This is a genomic window from Pseudoalteromonas denitrificans DSM 6059 (assembly GCF_900112265.1).
In the GTDB taxonomy this organism is placed as follows: Bacteria; Pseudomonadota; Gammaproteobacteria; order Enterobacterales; family Alteromonadaceae; genus Pseudoalteromonas; species Pseudoalteromonas denitrificans.
Genome location: NZ_FOLO01000030.1, coordinates 24,491 through 46,683, shown reverse-complemented (window position 1 = coordinate 46,683; position 22,193 = coordinate 24,491). Strand labels below are relative to the sequence as shown.

At 35.4% G+C, this 22,193-nt stretch carries 23 protein-coding genes; 19 read left to right on the top strand and 4 right to left on the bottom strand.

Features of this window, described 5'->3' with window-relative positions; all coding sequences use genetic code 11:
- Nucleotides 1-154 precede the first annotated feature (154 nt).
- The 16 genes from ccoN (at nucleotide 155) to BM088_RS16635 (ending at nucleotide 15,455) form a co-directional block, all read left to right on the top strand.
- Nucleotides 155-1,579 (top strand): cytochrome-c oxidase, cbb3-type subunit I, encoded by a 1,425-nt coding sequence (gene ccoN / locus BM088_RS16710; protein WP_091986905.1) that lies wholly within the window; start codon nucleotides 155-157, stop codon nucleotides 1,577-1,579.
- 10 nt (nucleotides 1,580-1,589) lie between these two features.
- A complete protein-coding gene (ccoO, locus tag BM088_RS16705) occupies nucleotides 1,590-2,210 on the top strand; it encodes a cytochrome-c oxidase, cbb3-type subunit II (RefSeq protein ID WP_091986903.1) in 621 nt (206 codons plus the stop codon).
- A 21-nt stretch (nucleotides 2,211-2,231) separates the two neighbouring features.
- Entirely contained in the window at nucleotides 2,232-2,417 is a 186-nt protein-coding gene (locus tag BM088_RS16700) for a cbb3-type cytochrome oxidase subunit 3 (RefSeq protein ID WP_091986901.1), read from the top strand.
- Nucleotides 2,414-3,379 carry a c-type cytochrome gene (locus BM088_RS16695; protein ID WP_091986898.1) on the top strand — a complete coding sequence of 322 codons (966 nt, stop codon included), beginning with the start codon at nucleotides 2,414-2,416 and terminating at the stop codon, nucleotides 3,377-3,379. The genes BM088_RS16700 and BM088_RS16695 overlap by 4 nt, the downstream gene beginning before the upstream one ends.
- Nucleotides 3,380-3,498: 119 nt before the next feature.
- Nucleotides 3,499-3,993 carry a FixH family protein gene (locus tag BM088_RS16690; RefSeq protein ID WP_091986895.1) on the top strand — a complete coding sequence of 165 codons (495 nt, stop codon included), beginning with the start codon at nucleotides 3,499-3,501 and terminating at the stop codon, nucleotides 3,991-3,993.
- A 3-nt stretch (nucleotides 3,994-3,996) separates the two neighbouring features.
- Nucleotides 3,997-6,411: a heavy metal translocating P-type ATPase gene (locus tag BM088_RS16685; protein WP_091986893.1), complete on the top strand. Its 2,415-nt coding sequence runs from the start codon at nucleotides 3,997-3,999 to the stop codon at nucleotides 6,409-6,411.
- 12 nt (nucleotides 6,412-6,423) lie between these two features.
- Complete coding sequence (ccoS, locus tag BM088_RS16680) at nucleotides 6,424-6,642, top strand: cbb3-type cytochrome oxidase assembly protein CcoS (protein WP_091986890.1); 219 nt, start codon at nucleotides 6,424-6,426, stop codon at nucleotides 6,640-6,642.
- A complete protein-coding gene (locus BM088_RS16675; protein ID WP_091986888.1) occupies nucleotides 6,639-7,313 on the top strand; it encodes a sulfite exporter TauE/SafE family protein in 675 nt (224 codons plus the stop codon). Before ccoS ends, BM088_RS16675 begins: the two co-directional genes overlap by 4 nt.
- A 34-nt stretch (nucleotides 7,314-7,347) precedes the next feature.
- Nucleotides 7,348-8,085, top strand: coding sequence for a fumarate/nitrate reduction transcriptional regulator Fnr (gene fnr, locus BM088_RS16670; protein WP_091986885.1), 738 nt, complete (start codon nucleotides 7,348-7,350; stop codon nucleotides 8,083-8,085).
- A gap of 108 nt (nucleotides 8,086-8,193) precedes the next feature.
- On the top strand, nucleotides 8,194-9,120 hold the full coding sequence (gene uspE, locus BM088_RS16665) for a universal stress protein UspE (protein ID WP_091986883.1): 927 nt from the start codon (nucleotides 8,194-8,196) through the stop codon (nucleotides 9,118-9,120).
- Nucleotides 9,121-9,304: 184 nt separating this feature from the next.
- Nucleotides 9,305-10,237 carry a tRNA 2-thiocytidine(32) synthetase TtcA gene (gene ttcA, locus BM088_RS16660; RefSeq protein WP_091986880.1) on the top strand — a complete coding sequence of 311 codons (933 nt, stop codon included), beginning with the start codon at nucleotides 9,305-9,307 and terminating at the stop codon, nucleotides 10,235-10,237.
- Nucleotides 10,238-10,355: 118 nt separating this feature from the next.
- Nucleotides 10,356-11,468, top strand: a complete 1,113-nt coding sequence (gene mnmA, locus BM088_RS16655; RefSeq protein ID WP_245763846.1) for a tRNA 2-thiouridine(34) synthase MnmA — start codon at nucleotides 10,356-10,358, stop codon at nucleotides 11,466-11,468.
- A 10-nt stretch (nucleotides 11,469-11,478) separates the two neighbouring features.
- Nucleotides 11,479-12,078 (top strand): high frequency lysogenization protein HflD, encoded by a 600-nt coding sequence (gene hflD, locus BM088_RS16650; RefSeq protein ID WP_245763845.1) that lies wholly within the window; start codon nucleotides 11,479-11,481, stop codon nucleotides 12,076-12,078.
- A gap of 56 nt (nucleotides 12,079-12,134) precedes the next feature.
- The gene (gene purB / locus BM088_RS16645; RefSeq protein WP_091986875.1) at nucleotides 12,135-13,502 is read left to right on the top strand and encodes an adenylosuccinate lyase; all 1,368 of its coding nucleotides are present in this window, start codon (nucleotides 12,135-12,137) and stop codon (nucleotides 13,500-13,502) included.
- A 219-nt stretch (nucleotides 13,503-13,721) separates the two neighbouring features.
- A complete protein-coding gene (locus tag BM088_RS16640) occupies nucleotides 13,722-14,870 on the top strand; it encodes a cupin domain-containing protein (protein ID WP_091986873.1) in 1,149 nt (382 codons plus the stop codon).
- Nucleotides 14,871-14,996: 126 nt separating this feature from the next.
- Nucleotides 14,997-15,455, top strand: coding sequence for a GNAT family N-acetyltransferase (locus BM088_RS16635; protein WP_091986870.1), 459 nt, complete (start codon nucleotides 14,997-14,999; stop codon nucleotides 15,453-15,455).
- Nucleotides 15,456-15,503: 48 nt separating this feature from the next.
- On the opposite strand, the gene BM088_RS16630 is transcribed toward BM088_RS16635, so the two are convergent.
- The 4 genes from BM088_RS16630 to BM088_RS16615 all read right to left on the bottom strand — a co-directional run bounded on the left by BM088_RS16630 (nucleotide 15,504) and on the right by BM088_RS16615 (nucleotide 19,371).
- A complete protein-coding gene (locus BM088_RS16630) occupies nucleotides 15,504-15,944 on the bottom strand; it encodes a DUF4826 family protein (RefSeq protein WP_091986867.1) in 441 nt (146 codons plus the stop codon).
- Between the two features lie 277 nt (nucleotides 15,945-16,221).
- Nucleotides 16,222-17,454, bottom strand: coding sequence for a lipoprotein-releasing ABC transporter permease subunit (locus BM088_RS16625; protein ID WP_091986865.1), 1,233 nt, complete (start codon nucleotides 17,452-17,454; stop codon nucleotides 16,222-16,224).
- The gene (gene lolD, locus BM088_RS16620; RefSeq protein ID WP_091986862.1) at nucleotides 17,451-18,143 is read right to left on the bottom strand and encodes a lipoprotein-releasing ABC transporter ATP-binding protein LolD; all 693 of its coding nucleotides are present in this window, start codon (nucleotides 18,141-18,143) and stop codon (nucleotides 17,451-17,453) included. The genes BM088_RS16625 and lolD overlap by 4 nt, the downstream gene beginning before the upstream one ends.
- Complete coding sequence (locus BM088_RS16615; RefSeq protein WP_091986860.1) at nucleotides 18,136-19,371, bottom strand: lipoprotein-releasing ABC transporter permease subunit; 1,236 nt, start codon at nucleotides 19,369-19,371, stop codon at nucleotides 18,136-18,138. Before BM088_RS16615 ends, lolD begins: the two co-directional genes overlap by 8 nt.
- Nucleotides 19,372-19,540: 169 nt before the next feature.
- On the opposite strand from BM088_RS16615, the gene BM088_RS16610 reads away from it, so the two are divergent.
- The 3 genes from BM088_RS16610 (at nucleotide 19,541) to BM088_RS16600 (ending at nucleotide 22,150) form a co-directional block, all read left to right on the top strand.
- The gene (locus BM088_RS16610; RefSeq protein ID WP_091986858.1) at nucleotides 19,541-20,131 is read left to right on the top strand and encodes a PilZ domain-containing protein; all 591 of its coding nucleotides are present in this window, start codon (nucleotides 19,541-19,543) and stop codon (nucleotides 20,129-20,131) included.
- Between the two features lie 65 nt (nucleotides 20,132-20,196).
- Nucleotides 20,197-21,273 carry an agmatine deiminase family protein gene (locus BM088_RS16605; protein WP_091986855.1) on the top strand — a complete coding sequence of 359 codons (1,077 nt, stop codon included), beginning with the start codon at nucleotides 20,197-20,199 and terminating at the stop codon, nucleotides 21,271-21,273.
- Nucleotides 21,263-22,150, top strand: coding sequence for a carbon-nitrogen hydrolase (locus BM088_RS16600; protein WP_091986853.1), 888 nt, complete (start codon nucleotides 21,263-21,265; stop codon nucleotides 22,148-22,150). The genes BM088_RS16605 and BM088_RS16600 overlap by 11 nt, the downstream gene beginning before the upstream one ends.
- The last annotated feature ends 43 nt before the right edge of the window (nucleotides 22,151-22,193 follow it).

The following is a 22,193-nucleotide window of genomic DNA, read 5'->3' as shown; positions in this document are numbered from 1 at the left end:
TATCATTCACCCGCAAAATAAGGGTTTCTCGAGTTTGTTTTTAGAATATCTTTTAATATTTTAAAAATATACTTGCTGAAAATAAGTAGGGCCTATTCTTTATTGAATAGGAATTTGATTTCTTAGTGCAATTTATTGCATCGGAAGCCGGAAAATGAGCCAAGTAGCATCACAAACAGAATACAACTATAAAGTTGTACGCCAATTCACAATTATGACTGTGATTTGGGGCCTTATAGGTATGAGTGTTGGTGTTCTTATAGCAGCCCAATTAGTTTGGCCTGCATTGAACTTCGACACACCATGGTTAACATACTCCCGACTGCGTCCGTTACATACGAACGCTGTTATATTCGCATTTGGTACTAGTGCATTATTTGCTACCGCATATTATGTGGTACAACGTACTTGTCAAACGCGTCTTTTCTCTGACAAATTAGCTGCATTTACCTTTTGGGGTTGGCAACTTGTAATTGTACTCGCTGTTATAACATTACCTTTAGGTATTACTCAAGGTAAAGAATATGCAGAACTTGAATGGCCAATTGATTTATTGATCACGATAGTTTGGGTCTCTTTTGCAGTTGTTTTTTTTGGTACTTTAATAAAACGTAAAGTATCACACATTTATGTTGCAAACTGGTTTTATGGTGGTTTCATCTTAACTGTTGCTGTATTACATATTGTAAACAGCATGGCTATCCCTGTATCACTGACTAAATCTTACTCGATTTATGCTGGTGCCGTAGATGCTATGGTACAGTGGTGGTACGGTCATAATGCAGTTGGTTTCTTATTAACAGCTGGTTTTTTAGGTATGATGTATTATTTTGTACCAAAACAAGCTGGTCGTCCTGTATATTCTTATCGTCTATCAGTGGTTCACTTCTGGGCATTAGTATCTTTATACATTTGGGCTGGTCCTCACCATTTACATTACACAGCTTTACCTGATTGGACGCAATCTTTAGGTATGGTTATGTCTATTATCTTATTTGTACCATCTTGGGGCGGTATGATTAATGGTATTATGACGTTATCTGGTGCTTGGCATAAACTGCGCCATGATCCTATTTTACGTTTCTTAGTTGTATCTCTTTCATTCTATGGTATGTCTACATTTGAAGGTCCGATGATGGCAATCAAATCAGTAAATGCCCTTTCGCATTACACTGACTGGACTGTTGGTCACGTACATTCAGGTGCTTTAGGTTGGGTAGCTATGGTATCTATTGGTGCTGTTTATCATTTAGTACCAAACTTATTTAGTCAAGGCCGTATGTATAGCACTAAGCTCATTAATACACATTTCTGGTTACATACAATCGGTGTTGTACTTTATATCGTAGCTATGTGGATCTCAGGTGTTATGCAAGGCTTAATGTGGCGTGCAGTTAACTCTGACGGTACTTTAATGTATAGCTTTGTGCAATCACTTGAAGCTTCATACCCGTTCTACTTCATGCGTTTTGTTGGTGGCGTATTCATCGTTACTGGTATGGTGATCATGCTTTATAACGTACTTAAAACGGTTTCAGCTGAAAAAGATTCACTTGAAGCTGAAGTACATCCGGCATAAGGGGTAGAATATGAGTCAAAATAATTCGCAAAATAAACATGAAATCGTTGAAAAAAATGTTGGTTTATTCGCAATATTAACGATTTTTGCAATCAGTTTTGGTGCTTTAGTTGAAATAACGCCACTTATGTTTCAAAAAGATACCACTGAACCTGTTGATGGCTTACGTCCGCTAAGCGCTTTAGAAATGGAAGGTCGAGATATTTATGTGCGTGAAGGTTGTTATAACTGTCACTCACAAATGATCCGTCCATTTCGTGATGAAGTTGAACGTTACGGTCACTACTCTGTTGCAGGTGAAAGTGTTTGGAATCACCCATTTCAGTGGGGTTCTAAACGTACTGGCCCTGATTTAGCACGTGTTGGCCAACGTTATTCTGATGATTGGCAATATGCACATTTAATGGATCCACGTTCAGTAGTACCTGAGTCTAATATGCCTGGTTTTCCTTGGTTAGATGAGAATGTACTTGATGGTGAATTAATAGCTAAAAAGCTTGAAGTATTTAAAGGCTTTGGTGTGCCATATACGGATGAAGATATTGCAGGTGCTAAAGCCGCAGTTAAAGGTAAAACAGAAATGCAAGCCTTAATTGCGTACTTACAGCAGCTTGGTACTCATCTGAAATAATTTTTTATAGGTTAAAGAATTATGGATTACGGAACATTCAGAGGAATTTTTACTCTGGTCTTAATGGTACTATTTATTGTTATCGTTTGGTGGGCATTTAGTAAACGTAGTAAGTCAAAATTTGATGAAGCTGCCAATGCCATTTTTGAAGATGAAAATAAACACAAAACGACAATTAACGATAAAAAAAAGGAGTCTGAGAAATGACTAGCTTTTGGAGCATATGGGTCGTCGTTTTAACACTAGCGTGTTTAGTTTTAATTTTTGGTTTATTAGTATGGAACCTTAAAAATTATGCTGGTGTTGAGGAAGGCGAAAGCTGTGGCCATCAATTTGATGGTATTGAAGAATTAAACAATCCACTACCAAAGTGGTGGACATACATGTTCTTCGCTACGTTTGTTTGGGCTGTATATTACCTAGCAGCTTATCCTGGTTTAGGTAACTGGGAAGGGTTAGGCCAATGGACAAGTTCAAACCAAGGTATTAAATCTTTAGCTGAATCCAAGCAAGCTGTGATTGATGCTAAAGCTGCTGGTAAAACAGTACAACTTGATGTTGAAATGCGTAACGCGGACGAAAAATTTGGACCTTTATTCGAATCTTTTGCTAAGCGTGATATTCCAGATCTAGTTGGTGATGAAAAGGCATTAGAAATCGGTCAGCGCTTGTTTTCACAAAACTGTGCACAATGCCATGGTTCTGATGCCCGAGGCGGACAAGGCTACCCTAACCTAACCGATACAGATTGGTTATACGGTGGTACGCCAGCTAAGATAAAAGAATCTATCTTAAATGGCCGTAATGCACAAATGCCACCTTGGCATGGTGCGCTTGGTGACCAAGGCGTTAAAGAAATGACTGCGCATGTATTGAGTCTATCAGGTCGTAAGGTAAATCAAAAAGATGCAAAAGCCGGAGAAGCAAAATTTGCTATGTGTTCAGCATGTCATGGTGCTGACGGAAAAGGCTCTTTTGCCCATAACCTACCATTTGGTGCACCTGATTTAACTGATAAAGTTTGGTTATATGGTGGTTCTCAACGTGCTGTTGAAGACTCTATCGCTAAAGGTCGTGCCGGTGTTATGCCAGCTTGGAAAGAGATTTTAGGTGAAGATAAAGTACATTTAATTAGTGCTTATGTTTATAGCTTATCTAATTCTAAGTAATCATATTTTATGATTTGAAAGCCTCCTTTTGGAGGCTTTTTTTATGCCTAAAATCTATGCTTTTGCCGTAAATTCAAGTAAAATGCCACCAAATTTATTTGATTAAGTATCTTCATAAAATGACAAAAATTCTTCCATGGTATAAACAATTCTGGCCTTGGTTCTTACTTTTTTTTCCAGTAGCAACAGTCATTGCCTGTAGTATTTTTGTATATATTGCTTTTACTAATACTCCAGATATGGTTGTTGATGATTATTATAAAAAAGGCAAAGCAATCAATCTTGATTTAGCTAAATTTGATAAAGCAAAAGCACTTTATTTACATGGCGACCTTAAAATTAATGAAGATACAGTCTCATTTAAATTTACCAAAGGTGATAACAAAAATGTTCCTTCTTTAAAAGTTTCTTTTTATCATAAAACTATAAAATCAAATGATTTCACTCTAATGTTGACTAAAAATGGTAATGGTGAATTTACAGGGCTTACAGATAAAATCATCGATGGTAGATTCACAGTTTTTATTGAACCTTTTGATAGCATTTGGAAATTAAAAGAAACAATCAAATTACCATACGATAAAGCATTCAAAATCTCGCCAAAATATAAGTAACATATGACATACCCCAGTGAACAGTCTCATGCTTCTTCTTCATCACAATCTGAATGTTTTCATTGTCTTGAAAGCATTCCTTTGGGGTTTATTCAAACAGTTGATTACCAAAATCAAGCGCAAGCTGTTTGCTGTATTGGCTGTCAAGCTGTTGCTGAATCGATCATTTCTTCAGGTATGACAGATTATTATAAATTTAGAACCACTGCTGCTGGTAAAGTACAAGAGTTAATACCTGAGCAATTACAGATGTTCAAAAGTTATGATGATGAAGATATTCAATCTGACTTCATTAATCAAACAGGAGACTTAAGTGAGGTTTTACTGAGTGTTGAGGGCATTAGTTGCGCTGCTTGTGCCTGGTTAATTGAAAAACAGTTATTATCACTGGGATATATTTCAAGAGTCGATGTGAATACCTCTACACATCGCGCCATGATCATGTGGGATAAGTCCAATCTTAAACTCAGTACTATCATAGAGTCTCTAGCTAAAATCGGCTATAAAGCTTACCCATTTCAACCAGATATAGAAGAAGCACAAAAACAACACGTAGCCAAATCTTATGTTCGACGTTTAGGCGTTGCTGGCATAATGACGATGCAGGTGATGATGTTTGCCTTTGCCTTATACTTTGATATGTTTTCCGATATGGAGGATGACTTTGAACAATACTTCAGATGGATCAGTTTTGTCTTAGCATCTCCAGTCATTTTATACTCCGCCCTTCCCTTTTTAACTAGTGCAGTACGGGCGCTTAAAGCCAAACAACTTAATATGGATTTACCTGTGTCCTTAGCCATTTTTGGTGCATATGCTGCAAGCACCTGGGCCACTATTTCCAATACAGGTGAAGTATATTTTGAATCTATATGCATGTTCACCTTTTTATTGTTACTCGGTAAGTATTTAGAGTTTAGGGCACGCCTTAAAGCCAGTGAATTTACATCTAATCTACAAAAATTACTTCCCTTAACTGCACGTGTAATAAACAATTTAGAGGAAAACATCATTGCAGCTAAAAAACTAAAACTTAACGATATAGTTTTAGTTAAACCAGGGGAAATTATTCCTGCTGACGGTTTTATTATAGAAGGTGAAACATCGGTTGATGAGTCCATGATGACAGGTGAACATGCTCCTGTTAACAAAACGATTAATGTACAAGTTTATGCCGGCACAACAAATCATGATGGTTTAATTAAAATTAATGTGAATCAACTTGGATCACATACATTAATCAATCAAATTGTAAGTTTACAAAATAAAGCTCTGACAAATCGACCTAAACTTGCTGAAATTACTGATAAAATAGCCCAGTGGTTTGTTGCGTCATTACTTGTTGTTGCGTGTATCACTGCAACTTACTGGTATCAAATTGACCCAGAACATGCATTTTGGATCACTATCTCCGTATTAGTCGCAACTTGCCCCTGTGCATTAAGCCTTGCAATACCTACCGCTCTGACCTGCGGCGTTGCAAACTTGACGAAGAAAGGGGTACTTATTAAAAAAGCTCATGTACTTGAGACTTTAACAAAAATCAATTCCATTGCATTTGATAAAACAGGTACGCTCACGGAAGGCTGCTTCACACTTAAAAAGACACACTTTTTAAACACGCAATACGATCAAAATACAATTTTAGCTCTCGCATCAGCGCTTGAGTTTCATTCTCAACACCCCATAGCAAAGGCCTTTGAGTTTGATACATCAAAAATACATGCACTTGATGATGTCAGTGTAAAAACAGGCTTTGGCATACAAGCTTTATATAACGGACAAATGATTGCAATAGGTAAAAATGCATGGTTTGAAACATTAGACTTGCCTGTTCAAGTTGTTTTATATATTAATAAAAAAGCAGTTGCAGCTTTTGAACTTGAAGATAAAACCCGAGATCAAGCAAAAGCTTTAATACACTATCTTAATGACCAAAAGATAAATACACACTTAATCACAGGTGACCCATCACAGGCAGGGTATTCATTAGCAAATGTACTAACAATCAATCATGTAAAAGTTGGGTGCAGTCCAAAAGATAAACAAGATCAGGTTTCGAGTTTAATAAAACAAGGTCATGTTGTTGCTATGGTCGGTGATGGGGTTAATGATAGTCCAGTATTTAATACCGCACACTTATCTATCGCAATGGAGTCTGGTGCGGATATCTCTAAAAATACAGCTGATATTGTATTATTAAATAGTGATTTAAGTTCAATAAAACATCTGTTAGAGATCAGTCGAAAAACACGAGTCATAGTTAAACAAAATCTAACTTTATCTCTTGTCTACAATAGTGCAATACTACCTTTGGCAGCAATGGGCATGGTACAACCTTGGATGGCCGTTATTGGCATGTCTGCTAGCTCTATTATTGTTATTTCAAATTCATTAAGATTATTAAAACCATTATAAGGTATTGAAGTAATGAGCATAATTTACGTATTAATTCCAATTGCAATTATATTTGTAATAATAGCGATTGCTGTTTTTTTCTGGGCCGTCAAAAGTGAACAATTTTCTGATTTAGATAAGCAAGCACACAGTATATTATTTGATGATAACCAAGCACAAAATCAGAATTCCACAATTACAAAAAAAACACAAAATCAAGATGATAATCAAGATGATAATCAACAAAAATGACAGAATCTTTATTTTTAACGGCATTTTTTATGGGTCTAGCAGGTAGTGGACATTGTATTGCGATGTGCGGTGGTATTGCATCTTCATTACAATTTGCAATAGAAGACAAAACAAAAGCACAACAATTCACCTTACTTTATAATTTTGGACGCTTGATCAGTTATAGTATTGCAGGTGCTTTAGTGGGAGGGATCAGCGCTATTTTTGCCTCTCAATCGAATAATTTCTCACTTATATTATCCTTTATTAGTGGCCTTTTTATGGTACTTGTTGGTTTATATATTATGCGATTAGCAGCAAGTTTAAATTGGTTAGAGAAATTTGGAAAATATGCAATATGGCAACACATAGTTAAATTTAATAAATACTTATTACCTTTGAATTCAAAGAAAAAAGCACTCGCTTACGGTGCATTATGGGGTTGGCTGCCCTGTGGTTTAGTTTATTCTGCACTCACTTGGGCTATTACGACACAAAATGCAATATCTGGTGCATTATTTATGGCCAGTTTTGCATTAGGCACATTGCCTGCCATGATAGGATTTGGTTTTGCAGCACAAAGTATCAAAAAATGGTTAAATAACACCATTATTCGTATGATATTAGGGAATATCTTAGTATTTTACGGTTTATACTTATTAACTATTGCAACCAAAAACGCCCTGCATTAATCTATACATGTAGTTTAATCTAGACGGACTTTCAATGGACCTTAAAAATAAAATACCTGTAAACTCTGGTTGCCAAATTAGCTGTAATAGTTGCAGCATCAGCCAGCTGTGTTTACCAGTCACACTCAATGAAAACGAAATGGGTAAGCTTGATGACATTATTGAACGTAAAAAACCTTTTCATAAAGGTGATTTATTGTTTGAGGCTGGCAAGAAGTTGAATTCAATTTTTGCTGTTCGTTCTGGGTCATTTAAGTCATATACAATTTCAGAGCAAGGTGACGAGCAAATTACTGATTTCCATTTAGCAGGTGATATTATTGGTTTTGATGGTTTACATAAAATGGAACATCAAAGTTATGCACAAGCAATGGAAACCGCTATGGTCTGTGAAATCCCCTTTACTACTTTAGATGAACTATCAGGTAAATTACCGAGATTACGCCAACAAATAATGCGTATGATGAGCAGTGAAATAAATCACGACCAAGAAATGTTATTGCTGCTTAATAAAAAAACTGCTGAGGAACGATTAGCTGCTTTTATTGCAAACTTATCACACAGATTTGGCGAACGTGGTTTTTCGAAAAAAGAATTTAGATTAACAATGACACGAGGTGAAATAGGTAATTATTTAGGCCTTACAGTTGAAACCATCAGTAGATTGTTAAGTCGCTTCCAAAAAGCCAATATCATAAATGTTGAAGGTAAGTTTATCTCTATTTTAAATCTAGACGAACTTCATGCAATTTCTGGTATAAAATCAGAATAAAAAAAGACACCTTTTCATATTGATCTAAAACAATTATTTTTTAATATAACCTGTCAAATCTGTTAACTTCATTTACACTAAAAGTAAGCACATTTGAGAGGTTATATCATGAATACAATAAAAAAAATCCTTGCTGTGGTCGACCCAAGCAAAACAGAACAAACCGCTTTAAAACGATCTTTTGAGCTTGCTCAAAAATCCGGCGCAAAAATTACAGCCTTTCTAACTATTTATGATTTTTCTTATGAAATGACAACTATGTTGTCTCTTGATGAGCGTGAAGCAATGCGAAATGCTGTAATTGATGATCGTAAGGTTTGGATAAAATCAATTATTGAACCTTTTCAAAATGAACTTGAAATAGACTGTAAAATTATCTGGCATAACCGCCCTTTTGAATCAATTATCACTAGCGTTTTAAAAGACAATTACGATATTGTACTTAAAGCTACTCATGAACATGCTACTTTAAAATCTGTTATTTTCACCCCTACAGATTGGCATTTAATTCGAAAATGCCCTTGCCCCGTATTACTCATAAAAGAACATCAATGGCCAGCTAATGGTAATGTATTGGCTGCTGTTAACGCATGTGCTGATGACAAACAACACTTGGCTCTGAATCAAAGGATCATGAGTGATGCTAAGTTCATATCAAATTTAATTGATGGCAACTTACATTTAGTAAACTCATTTCCTGGTACTCCGGTGAATATTGCCATTGAAATCCCGGAGTTTGATCCAACTGCATTTAACGAAACAGTAAAAAAACATCATGTCGAAAATTGTCATGCATTAGCAAATGAATTTGATGTTTGTACTGACAATTGTCACATTAAAGAGGGGCTACCTGAGGATGTTATTCCTATTGTTGCAGAAGAACTTGATGCCGAACTGATAGTTATAGGAACCATTGGACGTACAGGGTTCAGCGCAGCTTTAATTGGTAATACCGCCGAACACGTTATTGATAGTTTAAATTGCGACGTTTTAGCTTTAAAACCTGATGGTTATAAGAGCCCACTGGATAAATAAATAAAATCAGAGTGAACTTGTTAAGAAAAGTAATAAGTTCACCCTGAGATAACTAAATACCTTTGTGCATTTATCAAAGGCCATGCCCGCTTTATTTTCCTCGCTAACTTTTATTTTTGCTTTATAATGTGCCCCTTATTTTTGTAATACTCATTTTTTCTATTATTCATATATAGGGTTTTTAATGTCAGCACCAGCTTCTCACTCTGCTCAAACAAAGGCAAAACACAATCTCAATAAATTAGAAAAACGCCTAAGACGTAGTACAGGACAAGCGATCAGCGACTTTAATATGATTGAAGATGGCGATCGTATTATGGTGTGTTTATCTGGTGGTAAAGACAGTTATGCCATGTTAGAAATTTTGCAGCAACTACAAAGTGCAGCACCAATCAAGTTTGAGCTTTTTGCTGTTAATTTAGACCAAAAACAACCAGGCTTTCCTGAACATATCTTACCAGAGTATTTAAAAAAATTAGGTATTGAATATAAAATAGTGGAAGAAGATACATACAAAATTGTGACAGATAAAATTGAAGCCGGTAAAACAACTTGCTCGCTGTGTTCTCGCTTACGTCGTGGTATTTTATATCGTACGGCAAAAGAATTAAAAGCCACTAAAATTGCGCTAGGCCACCACAGAGATGACATGATTGAAACTTTATTTCTCAATATGTTTTATGGGGGCAAATTAAAAGGTATGCCAGCCAAGCTTGCCAGTGATAATGGTGAGCATATGGTTATTCGTCCTTTAGCTTACTGTAAAGAAGATGAAATAGCACAATATGCCCAACTAAAAGCCTTCCCTATTATTCCGTGTAATTTGTGTGGCTCACAAGAAAACCTACAAAGACAAAATATTAAAGCTATGATAGCGCAATGGGAAATTGACCACCCAGGGCGTGTAGCCACTATGTTTACAGCGATGCAAAATGTGGTTCCTTCTCATTTAACCGACAATAATATTTTTGATTTCAAAAATTTACAGAAAACAGGTATCCCGAATGCTGAAGGTGATGTTGCATTAGATAAACCTGATATACCAGTAATACCTGTGGGTTTAGAAAATGAGCAGAGTCAAGATTCGGTTCATATTCAGGCAATTGAGATAAGTTAAAGGCCCTTTTAAAGGAATATTTCCTAAAGTATTTGGGTATATTCCTTATGACTTTCTAATGCTATAATGTGCGCCTTTCATATTTAGTACTAATTTAATTACTATGAGCGATAATCTTTTGAACGATTCTTTATCTTCTAATAAAAACACCAAGGTCATCGTTGGCATGTCAGGTGGTGTGGACTCTTCAGTTTCAGCATATCTTTTAATACAGCAAGGCTATCAAGTTGAAGGCTTGTTTATGAAAAACTGGGAAGAAGATGATACAGATGAATATTGTGCTGCTTCAGATGATTTAAAAGATGCACAAGCTGTATGTGATAAATTAGGAATAGAATTACACACTGTCAATTTTGCTTCTGAATATTGGGATAATGTTTTTGAATACTTTCTAGCAGAATATAAAGCTGGGCGTACACCTAACCCTGATATCATGTGTAATAAAGAAATTAAATTTAAAGCTTTTTTACAGTTTGCAGCTCAAGCACTCAAAGCCGATTATATTGCTACTGGACATTATGTTCGCCGAAAAGAGATTAACGGTAAATTTTCTTTATTACGTGGTCTAGATGAAAACAAAGACCAAAGCTATTTTTTATATGCTTTGAGCCATGAACACATAGCACAAACTCTTTTCCCTGTTGGTGAATTAGAAAAACCTGAAGTACGTCGTATCGCAGAAGAGCAAGACCTAGTAACACATAATAAAAAAGACAGCACGGGTATTTGTTTTATAGGTGAGCGTAAATTTAAAGACTTCTTACAAAAATACCTCCCCGCACAACCTGGAAAAATTGAAGATACCGATGGTAATCATGTCGGTGAACATGAAGGTTTGATGTACCACACTTTAGGCCAACGTAAAGGATTAATGATAGGCGGTATGAAAGAAGGCTCTGGCGAACCTTGGTATGTTGTTGATAAAGATATGGAACACAATGTGCTTGTCGTTGGCCAAGGTAAAAATCATCCAAGATTATTTTCAAATGGTTTAATGGCAAATCAACTCGATTGGCTTGATAGAGTAGGTCCTCAAGGAACCACTCGTTGCACGGTGAAAACCCGTTATCGTCAAACAGACTTACCTTGCACATTATTAGTTAGTTCAGATGGCTATGCTCGCGTATTATTTGATGAACCACAATCATCTGTTACGCCTGGGCAGTCTGCTGTTTTTTATGATGGTGAAGTATGCTTAGGTGGCGGCATCATAGACTCAGTCATTAAATAAGGTCATTTCAATGCAATATCAAGTAATGGCACTTGCAGCTATGTGTCAAGCTGCACAAATGGTGCAAAAAATAGCCCAAGGAAAAACACTAAACAGTTTCGATTTGGAAGTACTTTTATCAAGTCTGGTTGTAACAGATCCTAAAAATCCGGAAGATATTTATCGTTCTGACGCAGATTTAAAAACTGGATACCGCTTAGTTGTGCAACAACTAGACTCAGGTCCTGAAAAAAGTGTTGAACTTGTAAAGTATGTTGGCGGTTTAATTCAATTAGAACGCGCATTAAATAGCAAACCACAACAATTAGATTTATTAGGCACAAAAATTGATGATATCAAACGCAGGCTGTCTCATTTTGAAATAACAGATGAGACAGTGATCGCAAGTTTGGCTGATATATATGCAGAAGTTGTCAGCCCCTTAGGTCAGCGTATTCAAGTTTTTGGCGATCCTAATTTGCTACAACAAAAACCGATTCAAAATAAAATACGTGCTTTGTTACTTGTTGGCATTCGTGCTGCCGTATTATGGCGACAAATGGGCGGTAAGCGACGTCAATTTATTCTTTCAAAAGGTAAATTGGTTCGCATCGCAAAAACTATGATTTAAATTTTCTTATGCTCAATTTAGCATAAGACTCTTCGTATATTTAATTAGGAGTTATAATGGAACTTTCAGCATTAACCGCGATCTCACCTGTAGATGGGCGTTACGGTAGTAAAACTAAAGAGCTACGTAGCATTTTCAGTGAATTCGGTTTAATTAAATACCGTGTAACGGTAGAAGTTCGTTGGCTACAAGCGCTTTCTCGCGCCGAAGCAATTGCTGAAGTACCTAGCTTTAGTGATGAAGCAAACGCATTATTAGATGCGATTGTTACTAACTTTAGTGAAGCGGATGCACAGCGTGTTAAAGACATCGAAAGTACGACTAATCATGATGTGAAAGCTGTTGAATATTTATTAAAAGAAAAAGTTGCCGATAACACTGAACTTAATGCGATTAATGAATTCATTCATTTTGCATGTACGTCAGAAGATATCAATAACTTATCTCATGCATTAATGTTAACTGAAGCACGTGATGAAGTCTTATTACCCTATTGCGATAAATTATTATCAGGCTTAAAAGACTTGGCGGTTGAATATAAAAGTATTCCTATGATGGCACGTACTCATGGTCAGCCAGCTTCACCTTCAACTATGGGTAAAGAAATGGCGAATGTTTACATGCGCCTTAAACGCCAACGTGATCAAATCTCAAAAATTGAAATGCTCGGTAAAGTAAATGGTGCTGTTGGTAACTATAATGCACATCTAAGTGCTTATCCTGAACATGATTGGCATCAACATGCTCAAGAGTTTGTAACTAGCCTAGGCATCACTTTAAACCCTTATACTACGCAAATCGAACCTCACGATTACATCGCTGAACTATTTGATGCTATTGCACGTTTTAATACTATTCTAATTGATTTTGACCGTGATGTTTGGGGTTATATTGCTTTAGGGCATTTCAAACAAAAGACCATTGCTGGTGAAATTGGCTCATCAACTATGCCTCATAAAGTTAACCCTATTGATTTTGAAAATTCTGAAGGTAACTTAGGTTTAGCAAATGCAATTTTTGCACACTTAGCACAGAAATTGCCTTTATCTCGCTGGCAACGTGATTTAACAGACTCAACTGTACTTCGTAACTTAGGTGTCGGTATGGGTTATGCCGTAATTGCATACCAGTCTACGCTTAAAGGTATGAGCAAACTTGAAGTGAATGAAGCAAAATTACTTGAAGAGCTTGATCAAAACTGGGAATTACTTGCTGAACCAATTCAAACCGTTATGCGTAAATATGGAATCGAAAAGCCATATGAAAAACTAAAAGATTTAACTCGTGGAAAACGTGTAAATAAAGAGATCATGGCTGATTTCATTGATGGTTTAGAACTACCTGATTCAGCAAAAGATGAAATGAAACTTATGACACCTGCAAACTATATCGGCCGTGCTGTCGCATTTGTTGACGAGCTTTAGACTTAATATCTAACTCGACCAAAGCCACGACGTTATAAAGACTTAAAAAGCGAATATGCCATTCATATTCGCTTTTTGTTATTTTAATCATTCAATTTATTAAAAAAACTCGAAGCTATCAAGTTTTAAGTACAGGCCTAAAGCGATTCTTAACTTTGATATTTGACCTAATATAAATTAATGCCACTGAGTGGCCTCAATAGAGATACGGATCAGAATATGTACCAACTCAAAATAAATAACCTAACACATACTGAGTTTTTATCTCAACACTGGCAAAAAAAACCACTCCTCATTAAAAATGGATTTTCTGATTTTGAAGACCCCATTACAGCTGAAGAGCTCGCGGGTTTAGCAATGGAAGAAAGCATAGAGTCAAGGATCATCACCAACTCAAATAATCAGTGGGATGCACATCATGGTCCATTTGAAGATTTTTCATTATTAAAACCAACACATTCTACATTATTAGTACAAGCTGTCGATCATTGGCATTTAGAGTCAGCCCAATTATTAGAAGCATTCAGATTTATTCCAAACTGGCGTATAGATGATTTAATGGTCAGTTTTTCAAGCCCTAAAGGCGGCGTTGGAGCACATTTAGATCAATACGACGTATTTATTATTCAAGGTAAAGGAAAAAGACATTGGCGTGTAGGCATGCCTCAACCTCATTTAAAAGAAGTCCTCCCCTGTAAAAGTCTTTTGCAAATAGAGGCGTTTAAAGCTGTTATTGATGTTGTTCTAGAACCGGGAGATATTTTATATATTCCACCAAATTGCCCTCATGAAGGCTATGCTATTGAAGATGCGATTAACTACTCAGTTGGCTTTAGAGCGCCAAATCAAATAGATATGTTGTCATCTTTTGCCGATCACTTAATAGATAATGACCTTGGAAAAATCAGATACAGTGATGCAAACTTACAATTAAGAACTTCAATTGGTGAGATACAACACAATGAAAGTAAAACAATCAAAAACTTATTAATTGATGCTTTAAATGATGAAAAAACTTTTAAACATTGGCTTGGTCGCTCAATGTCAGAGGCAAAACACGAACTAGATATTGAACCTCTTGAAGATTTACTTAGTAATGAAGAAGTGATTGAATTAATAAAATCACCTGATATCTCCTTTAATCGCATCGGTGGGCTAAGGTCACTTTATCAAATTATCGATGACAAAATAATTTTTAGTACTCAGGGTGACAATTATATTCTACCATTAGAAATGCTAGCCTCAGTGCAATTATTAACAGATAATACAGCATTGAGATCCGACCAGTTAAAAAGTTCAATTAATTTTTCACTCTTTATAGAAATTTTGACTAAGATCATAAATGAGGGTTACTGGTACACAGATTAAACTTGGATTAATACACACCTTTTACCCTAAATCAGAACACAAAAAGACCGAAGAGTTTTTTCTGATACTTAATCATGAATATTCGATCTGAACTGAATTTAGGGTTATAAAAACGAGGTTTGTAACATGTCATATCAGCTTCAACAGGTTAACTGGCTTAAAAATAGAGAACGATTAAAGGCCTTAAGAGAAAAAGTATTTGTATGTGAATACCACATTCCAAAACATATTGAGTTTGATCAATTTGACCGCATATCACAACATATCATACTGCTTAATGAGCAAAATACGATAATAGCTTCAGCCCGATTATCACAAGATGGATTAATGAGCCGAGTTGCAGTGCTACCCGAGTATCGTACGCAAACCATTTATCGTAGTTTATTTTCTTTTTTAGTTTCAATAGCAAAAGATCAAGGCGCAAGTGAGATGAGTTTTAACTGTATTTTGCAAGAGAAAGATAAATTTATAAAGTCAGGCTTTAGCGAACAAGGACTTGTATTTATGGAGGCTGGAATAGCAAGACAACGCTTAAGCTGCCCAATAGAAAAGTTTACATCAACAGAGTTTAGCCTAGTACATTAAATCAAAGTATGACCTCTAATGTACTAGTTAGTTTTAGTGATATTAAGCTTATTCGTTACCCCAAAGCTCATCTTTTTCGTAAAACTCATAGATACTATGAGCACGATTAACTAATAAATTAGCAAAATCAACCTGAGTTTTATCTTTAGCACCCATTTTAATTATTTGGTCTGCTTTAAGCTGCCATTGAAATGAAAAATATCGAATTGCTTCACGAGCTGATACTGCTGCAGTAATTTCAGCATGGTCTGTTGGTAGCTGACCCGAAATAACCCAATAAGTTTTACCGTTTTCTGATTTTATTTTCCAAACTGCAAAAAATGGAGCCAGATAGCGGCTTTCTTTTTCAATCACCGTTTTTGGCAAAATGCCTTTTTGTGCTAAATGTTTTTGTGCATTTTGAAATGTTTCACGTTGCCAAGCGATGTTTTCTTCTTGTGTTAGTTGTCTTTGCTGTGCTGACTGTGATTTTTGCTCTTGTTCTGACATTGTTAAATTCCTAAACTACCTAGAACGACCGTGTATTTTAAACCGGATCAATAAATGTTTCATTATTTATGAGATAACGATGTTAACAGCTTAAATTTATTCTGCTAACCATAAGTTAACACATTATGTTGCCAATACTCTATGATGTAATTATATCTGGTGCAAGCTGATATCATGCTTTATTAGTGTTAATTAAACTGAATGCCTAAAAATCATTCTATGTTATCTTAAAATAACACCAACCTATTAGTATTCAAACTTTAAAGTATGAATAAAGCTACTGACCTAGTACTTTTGCAGGATCAATTCGACTTGCCTGCCAAGCTGGATATGCTGTCGCTATGATTGTCATAACTAAGGTCATAGAAACTGTCACAATCACATCATTAAGATTTAATCTAGAGGGTAAAAACTCAACAAAATAAATACCTGTTAAAACATTTTTTCCTGACAATTCACTATACCAAATAAACATGTCAGGTATATAAATCGCAAGTAAAACACCTATGAAAGTACCAAAGAAAATACCACTGATTGATTGTCCTAAACCTTGCAGCATAAATGTTGAAATAATTGTACTATCCTTTGCGCCCATGGTTTTTAAAATAGCAATGTCTGATTGTTTTTCTTTCACCTCCATCACCAATGTAGACACAATATTAAAGCTGGCAACTGCAATTATGAGCAAAACAACCAAATAAACGATTGTGCGAACCATTTGAATATCCTGATATAAATTACTATGTTTTCTAAACCAGCTACTCACATAAACATAATCTTCCAATTGATAACCTAATGTCATAGCCAAGGAATTTGCAGCAAAAACATCAGCAACTTTTAATCTAAGCCCTTTTGTTTCTGAGCTATCAAAACCTAATATTTGTTGTGTTTGTGATAGATTAACCAGCGCCGTGATACGGTCTATCGGCCCCCCCATTTTAACAATGCCCACCAGCTTTAATTTAATTTTTTTCGCGGCTTTTAATTTACTACTTTTCTCATTTATTTGTGGGATCAAAAGCGTAACCTGATCACCTAAGTTTACACCTAGTTCATCTACTATCTGCTGGCCTAGTACAACTTGGTTTTGTGATAACGATGCCAATTCAAATGATTTTATATATGTCTGAATGCCCGATACTTTTACTTCCAGTTTTGGGTCTATACCTCTGATCTCAACTGCTTTAAGTTTACCTTTGAATTGTGCCATACCATTAAGTAGTATGAAGGGCGCAGCTGCAATTACAGCGTCATCCTCTTCAAATTTAGCTATTTTAGTTTGCCAATTACTGATCGGCGCATTAGGTGCTTCATATTCAATATGTGGAACAACATTCAATAATCTATGTACCATTTGATATTCAAAACCATTGATCACTGATAGCGCAATGATTAATACAGCAATACCTAGGCCTATACCAATACTGGATGCCTTACCTATAAATCCAATAAAGCCATTTTCATGTTTCGCATGTCGAAATCTTTGACTTAAAAATAAACTAAATTTCACTGTGCGCTCTTTTTAAGGGTTAAAATACCATCATCTAAATGTGCCGTTTTACCAAGTTTAGCTGCCAGTTCTAAATCATGGGTAACAACCACAAAACTAGTTTTAAGTGTTTTATTTAACTCTTTAATCAAATTGTAAATATTAAGGGCATTTTGTTTATCTAAATTACCAGTTGGTTCATCAGCTAAAATTAAAGCAGGTTCCCCTACAAGTGCTCTGGCAATTGCAACTCTTTGGCGTTCACCACCCGATAGCTCCGATGGTTTATGTTCAATTCTATGGTTTAAACCTACCTTATTTAACATTTCTTTGGCTTTCTCTTTTGCCTCTGTAGGCTTCATACCAGCAATTAATAAAGGCATAGCGACATTCTCAAGGGCATTAAATTCCATTAATAAATGATGAAACTGATAAATAAAACCTAAATGTTTATTTCTAAATTCAGCTTGTTGTTTACGGCTCAACTTTGCAACATCTTGATTTAAAATTTTACTCGTACCCGTTGATGCAATATCTAAAGTGCCTAATATATGTAATAAAGTACTTTTTCCAGATCCAGAGCTGCCTACAACTGCTAACAACTCTCCTTGATTAAGTTTAAGATTAACACCCTTTAAAACCTGTGTTTTATTTTTACCATCTTGATAAAACTTATTGATGTCCGAACATTCAATTACTAAATTACTCATATCTTAAAACCTCTGCCGGACGTACCCCAGCCGCTTTTGTTGCCGGGTATAAAGTTGCTAAAAAACTCATAAATATACTGCCAAAAATAATAATACTTAGCTGGGTCGAATTAAATAAAACAGGAAGTACAGCCCCTCCCAGTAAGTTCAGTCCGACTAAATCTAAAATTTGATTAATATTTGCAGCAAAGCCTATACCTAACCCACCGCCTAATAAGGCGCCAAATAAACCATTGTACAGGCCTTGAATAATGAAAACTTGTTTTACACTTGATGGTGTTAATCCTAAAGTTTGTAAGATAGCCACTTCAGATTGTTTTTCTGCCACCATCATAGTTAACGCAGAAACAATATTAAAAACCGCAACTAAAATAATCAGCCCTAACAGTAGCGACATAATCCGCTTTTCCATTGCAACAGCAGAAAACAAACTACCTTGTGTTTTACGCCAGTCAGAAACTTCAAATGCATTAAATAAATTTGATTGTGTTAATAAAACATCATCAACTTCAAAAGGGTCTTCTAACTGTATTCTAATACTAGGTGCCTGATTATCTTGTTTACGTATTTTCAATAATCGTGATATATAGTCACCTTTACTAAATACCAAACTCGTATCAATTTCTGAACCCGTTGAATAAATAGCCACTAAGGTAAATAATCTCTGGCTTGGTACACGACCCATTGGCGTGTAACTAGACGCTTTTGGTACAATAACTCTCAGCTTATCCCCGACTTTTAGCCCAAGTTTAATCGCTTGAAAGCGACTCATTGCAATACTATATTTCTTTTCAAATAATGTTTGCCAGCTGCCCTGCTCTATATTATTTTGCACTTGCTGTAGTTGGCTTGAAGTATAAACTCCTTGCCAAATAACACCTTGAATATTTTTATTGGTTTGTAATATAGCTTCAGCTTCAATGTATTGAGAAACATTAGCGATACGTTCATCCATTACGAGTTGTTCTTTAATTGCATTAAATGAAAGATGCTGTTTAGAAGCTTGTGGCTCATTGTGATATGTCAGTTCTATATGGGGCAATAACCCTAACATGCTCTGTTTCAATTTGCTTTCAAACCCATTCATTACCGAAACCACTGTAATAAGTGCCATGATCCCCAAAGTAATGCCAGTGATAGAAAAAAAGGAAATAAAAGAAATAAACGCATTGCCTTTGGCCGCACGACTATATCTAAGACCTATAAAAAGGCTAACAGGTTGAAACATAATAAAGAAAGATACCTGACATATACTAAATATTACGGCGAGTGTAACATTGATTCTTTCTTTTAATGTAGTCTTCCCACTAAGAAGTTTGTAAAAATATGTTCTTTACTTGCCTAGAATCGATAAATAGCTAATATATGTAGAAATTTCAAGATAAGTTCATTCTCTTATGTCGCAAACTAAACTCGAAAATTTTAATCAATATTTTCAAATCGAAGAAGCAGTAAAAGTAAACTTAGAAGTAATAAAACCTGAACAAGTACCTAGCAATGCTTTAATTTTAGAACAACGCATACCGCCATTATTTAAGTTAGCAAATGATGTAAATGAATTAGAGCAAAGCGCACTAAGACCTTTAAGGCAACTAAGCGATGTTGCTGAAGAGCTCGCAGCTTTTTTAAGAGCGCAGTCACGTAAAATTGATTTGATCATGTCACATATACTATTAATCGAAAATGATTGTGAGAATAAAATAATGACACACTCTTATGGCGGTGGTGGCATCATAGTAAATAGCTCTGATGACTATCCATTAGACCAAAATTTTTGCTGCAAAATATTTTTAGATTTTGATGCCGCAGCAGTATATTGTTTTGCCCAACTCATTAAATCAGAGTTATGTAATGATACAAATACATTCCAGCATACATTACTATTTACTCAAATCAGGAGTTCAGATCAAGAGCTTTTAGTACGAGCAAGCTTGCATGCTCAAACACGATTATTAAAACTTCAAGCAAAAAATAAGAATAATAACTGATTATTTTAATTTAAATGCTAAACTGTTGGTCGGTTTAAATAATGTAATTGTTAATTAAATATATCATGAGTTTTATCCTTCCCGCAGAATGGGGAAAACAAGACGCCACGTTATTCACCTGGCCGCACAAAAACACAGATTGGGAACCTATTTTAGATAAAATAGAACCAATTTATTTAGCATTATGCAAACATATACTATCTGTACAAGCGCTGATTATCGTGACTCATGATTTAGTACTCAAAGCGCATATAAAATCATTATTTAGACATGCCGATTTAAATTTATCAAAAGTACATTTTGTTATCACTCCTTGTAATGATACCTGGGCCCGTGACCATGGCCCTATTACATTAGTTTCCAAAACAAATAATAAGCAAAAAATTAAAAGCCTAGACTTTATATTTAATGGCTGGGGCAATAAATTTGAGAGTGCTTTAGATAACAAAATAAACCAAGCTATATATAAACAATCATTAAATAAAAATGCTTTAACTCAAAAACTAAATTTTGTTCTGGAAGGTGGTGCCATAGAGACCGATGGCAAAGGTACTTTATTATCAACAACACAATGTTTGTTAAACCCCAATCGTAATCCAGCACTAAATAAACAACAAATAGAACATTATTTAACTCAATCTCTCGGTGTAACTCATTTTTTATGGCTCAATTATGGATACTTGGCTGGTGACGATACAGACTCCCATATAGATACATTAGTACGTTTTGCACCTAACGATACTTTGGTATATGTAAGCTGCAATGATAAAAGTGATATTCATTTTAATGAGTTATCAAAAATGAAAAATGAGTTAAAAAACTTTAGAACAGAAAAAAATCAAGCTTATAAGTTAATAGATTTGCCTTGGCCTAGTGCAAAATATAATAATGAAAATGAAAGGTTGCCAGCAACTTATGCCAACTACTTAATTATCAACAACTTTGTTTTAGTCCCTACCTATCAAGATAAGCAAGATAATCATGCTTTGATACAAATACAAAAAGCATACCCAGAACATAAAATTGTCGGTATTGATTGCTTAGCACTCATCAATCAATTTGGCAGCTTACATTGCATCAGTATGCAATTACCTTGTGGTTTTTTATCAACACAGAATAAAGAATTAAAACATGAAAAATAAAATCAAAGTCGCGCTTATTCAACAAAGGAATACTGCCGATTTGGCTTTGAATTTCAGAAAATCGATTACTGAAATCAAAAATGCAGCAAACAGGGGCAGTAAATTAATTGTTCTTCAGGAATTACATCAAAGCCTGTATTTTTGCCAGACACAGGATGTAAATGCCTTTGATTTAGCGCAGACTATTCCGGGTCCTATAACGGATGAACTTAGTGAATTAGCTAAATCTCTCAATATTGTTATCGTTGCTTCATTATTTGAAAAACGTGCCACGGGTTTATATCACAATACTGCTGTCGTACTTGATACTGATGGTACGATTGCCGGAAAATATCGAAAAATGCATATTCCAGATGATCCTGGATTTTATGAAAAATTTTATTTTACGCCAGGTGATTTAGGATTTGAGCCGATTAAAACTTCAATTGGAAAACTAGGTGTATTAATATGCTGGGACCAGTGGTTTCCTGAAGCTGCACGCCTTATGGCTATGGCAGGAGCTGAAATATTAATTTACCCAACGGCTATTGGTTGGGATCCTAAAGATGCCCAGTCTGAACAACAAAGACAGCTTGATGCTTGGATGATATCTCAACGTGCACATGCAATTGCAAATGGCATTCCTGTGATCAGTTGTAACAGAGTCGGTTTTGAGCCTGATTTAACTTGTCATACAAATGGCATTGAGTTTTGGGGAAATTCGTTTATAACAGGACCTCAAGGGGAACTGCTTGCGCATGCAAATGAAACTGACGAAAATACCCTTATCACTGAACTTGATATGAAAAGAAGTGAATCTATCAGAAGAATTTGGCCTTATCTGCGCGATAGACGCATAGACCACTATGACGATTTATTAAAAATATATCGTGATTAAAAAACGAACTTATCTATTTTAACAATAAAAACAATCAGTTTGG

What these genes read in the sequence shown, in the direction of transcription:
- BM088_RS16690 (WP_091986895.1), top strand. Translation starts at nt 3,499, where the DNA reads ATGACAAAAATTCTTCCATGGTATAAACAATTCTGGCCTTGGTTCTTA.
- BM088_RS16605 (WP_091986855.1), top strand. Translation starts at nt 20,197, where the DNA reads ATGAGTTTTATCCTTCCCGCAGAATGGGGAAAACAAGACGCCACGTTA.
- ccoN (WP_091986905.1), top strand. Translation starts at nt 155, where the DNA reads ATGAGCCAAGTAGCATCACAAACAGAATACAACTATAAAGTTGTACGC.
- ccoO (WP_091986903.1), top strand. Translation starts at nt 1,590, where the DNA reads ATGAGTCAAAATAATTCGCAAAATAAACATGAAATCGTTGAAAAAAAT.
- BM088_RS16600 (WP_091986853.1), top strand. Translation starts at nt 21,263, where the DNA reads ATGAAAAATAAAATCAAAGTCGCGCTTATTCAACAAAGGAATACTGCC.
- BM088_RS16695 (WP_091986898.1), top strand. Translation starts at nt 2,414, where the DNA reads ATGACTAGCTTTTGGAGCATATGGGTCGTCGTTTTAACACTAGCGTGT.
- hflD (WP_245763845.1), top strand. Translation starts at nt 11,479, where the DNA reads ATGCAATATCAAGTAATGGCACTTGCAGCTATGTGTCAAGCTGCACAA.
- BM088_RS16635 (WP_091986870.1), top strand. Translation starts at nt 14,997, where the DNA reads ATGTCATATCAGCTTCAACAGGTTAACTGGCTTAAAAATAGAGAACGA.
- BM088_RS16685 (WP_091986893.1), top strand. Translation starts at nt 3,997, where the DNA reads ATGACATACCCCAGTGAACAGTCTCATGCTTCTTCTTCATCACAATCT.
- fnr (WP_091986885.1), top strand. Translation starts at nt 7,348, where the DNA reads ATGGACCTTAAAAATAAAATACCTGTAAACTCTGGTTGCCAAATTAGC.
- BM088_RS16640 (WP_091986873.1), top strand. Translation starts at nt 13,722, where the DNA reads ATGTACCAACTCAAAATAAATAACCTAACACATACTGAGTTTTTATCT.
- BM088_RS16610 (WP_091986858.1), top strand. Translation starts at nt 19,541, where the DNA reads ATGTCGCAAACTAAACTCGAAAATTTTAATCAATATTTTCAAATCGAA.
- ttcA (WP_091986880.1), top strand. Translation starts at nt 9,305, where the DNA reads ATGTCAGCACCAGCTTCTCACTCTGCTCAAACAAAGGCAAAACACAAT.
- BM088_RS16630 (WP_091986867.1), bottom strand. Translation starts at nt 15,944, where the DNA reads ATGTCAGAACAAGAGCAAAAATCACAGTCAGCACAGCAAAGACAACTA.
- ccoS (WP_091986890.1), top strand. Translation starts at nt 6,424, where the DNA reads ATGAGCATAATTTACGTATTAATTCCAATTGCAATTATATTTGTAATA.
- BM088_RS16615 (WP_091986860.1), bottom strand. Translation starts at nt 19,371, where the DNA reads ATGTTTCAACCTGTTAGCCTTTTTATAGGTCTTAGATATAGTCGTGCG.
- BM088_RS16700 (WP_091986901.1), top strand. Translation starts at nt 2,232, where the DNA reads ATGGATTACGGAACATTCAGAGGAATTTTTACTCTGGTCTTAATGGTA.
- BM088_RS16675 (WP_091986888.1), top strand. Translation starts at nt 6,639, where the DNA reads ATGACAGAATCTTTATTTTTAACGGCATTTTTTATGGGTCTAGCAGGT.
- purB (WP_091986875.1), top strand. Translation starts at nt 12,135, where the DNA reads ATGGAACTTTCAGCATTAACCGCGATCTCACCTGTAGATGGGCGTTAC.
- uspE (WP_091986883.1), top strand. Translation starts at nt 8,194, where the DNA reads ATGAATACAATAAAAAAAATCCTTGCTGTGGTCGACCCAAGCAAAACA.
- lolD (WP_091986862.1), bottom strand. Translation starts at nt 18,143, where the DNA reads ATGAGTAATTTAGTAATTGAATGTTCGGACATCAATAAGTTTTATCAA.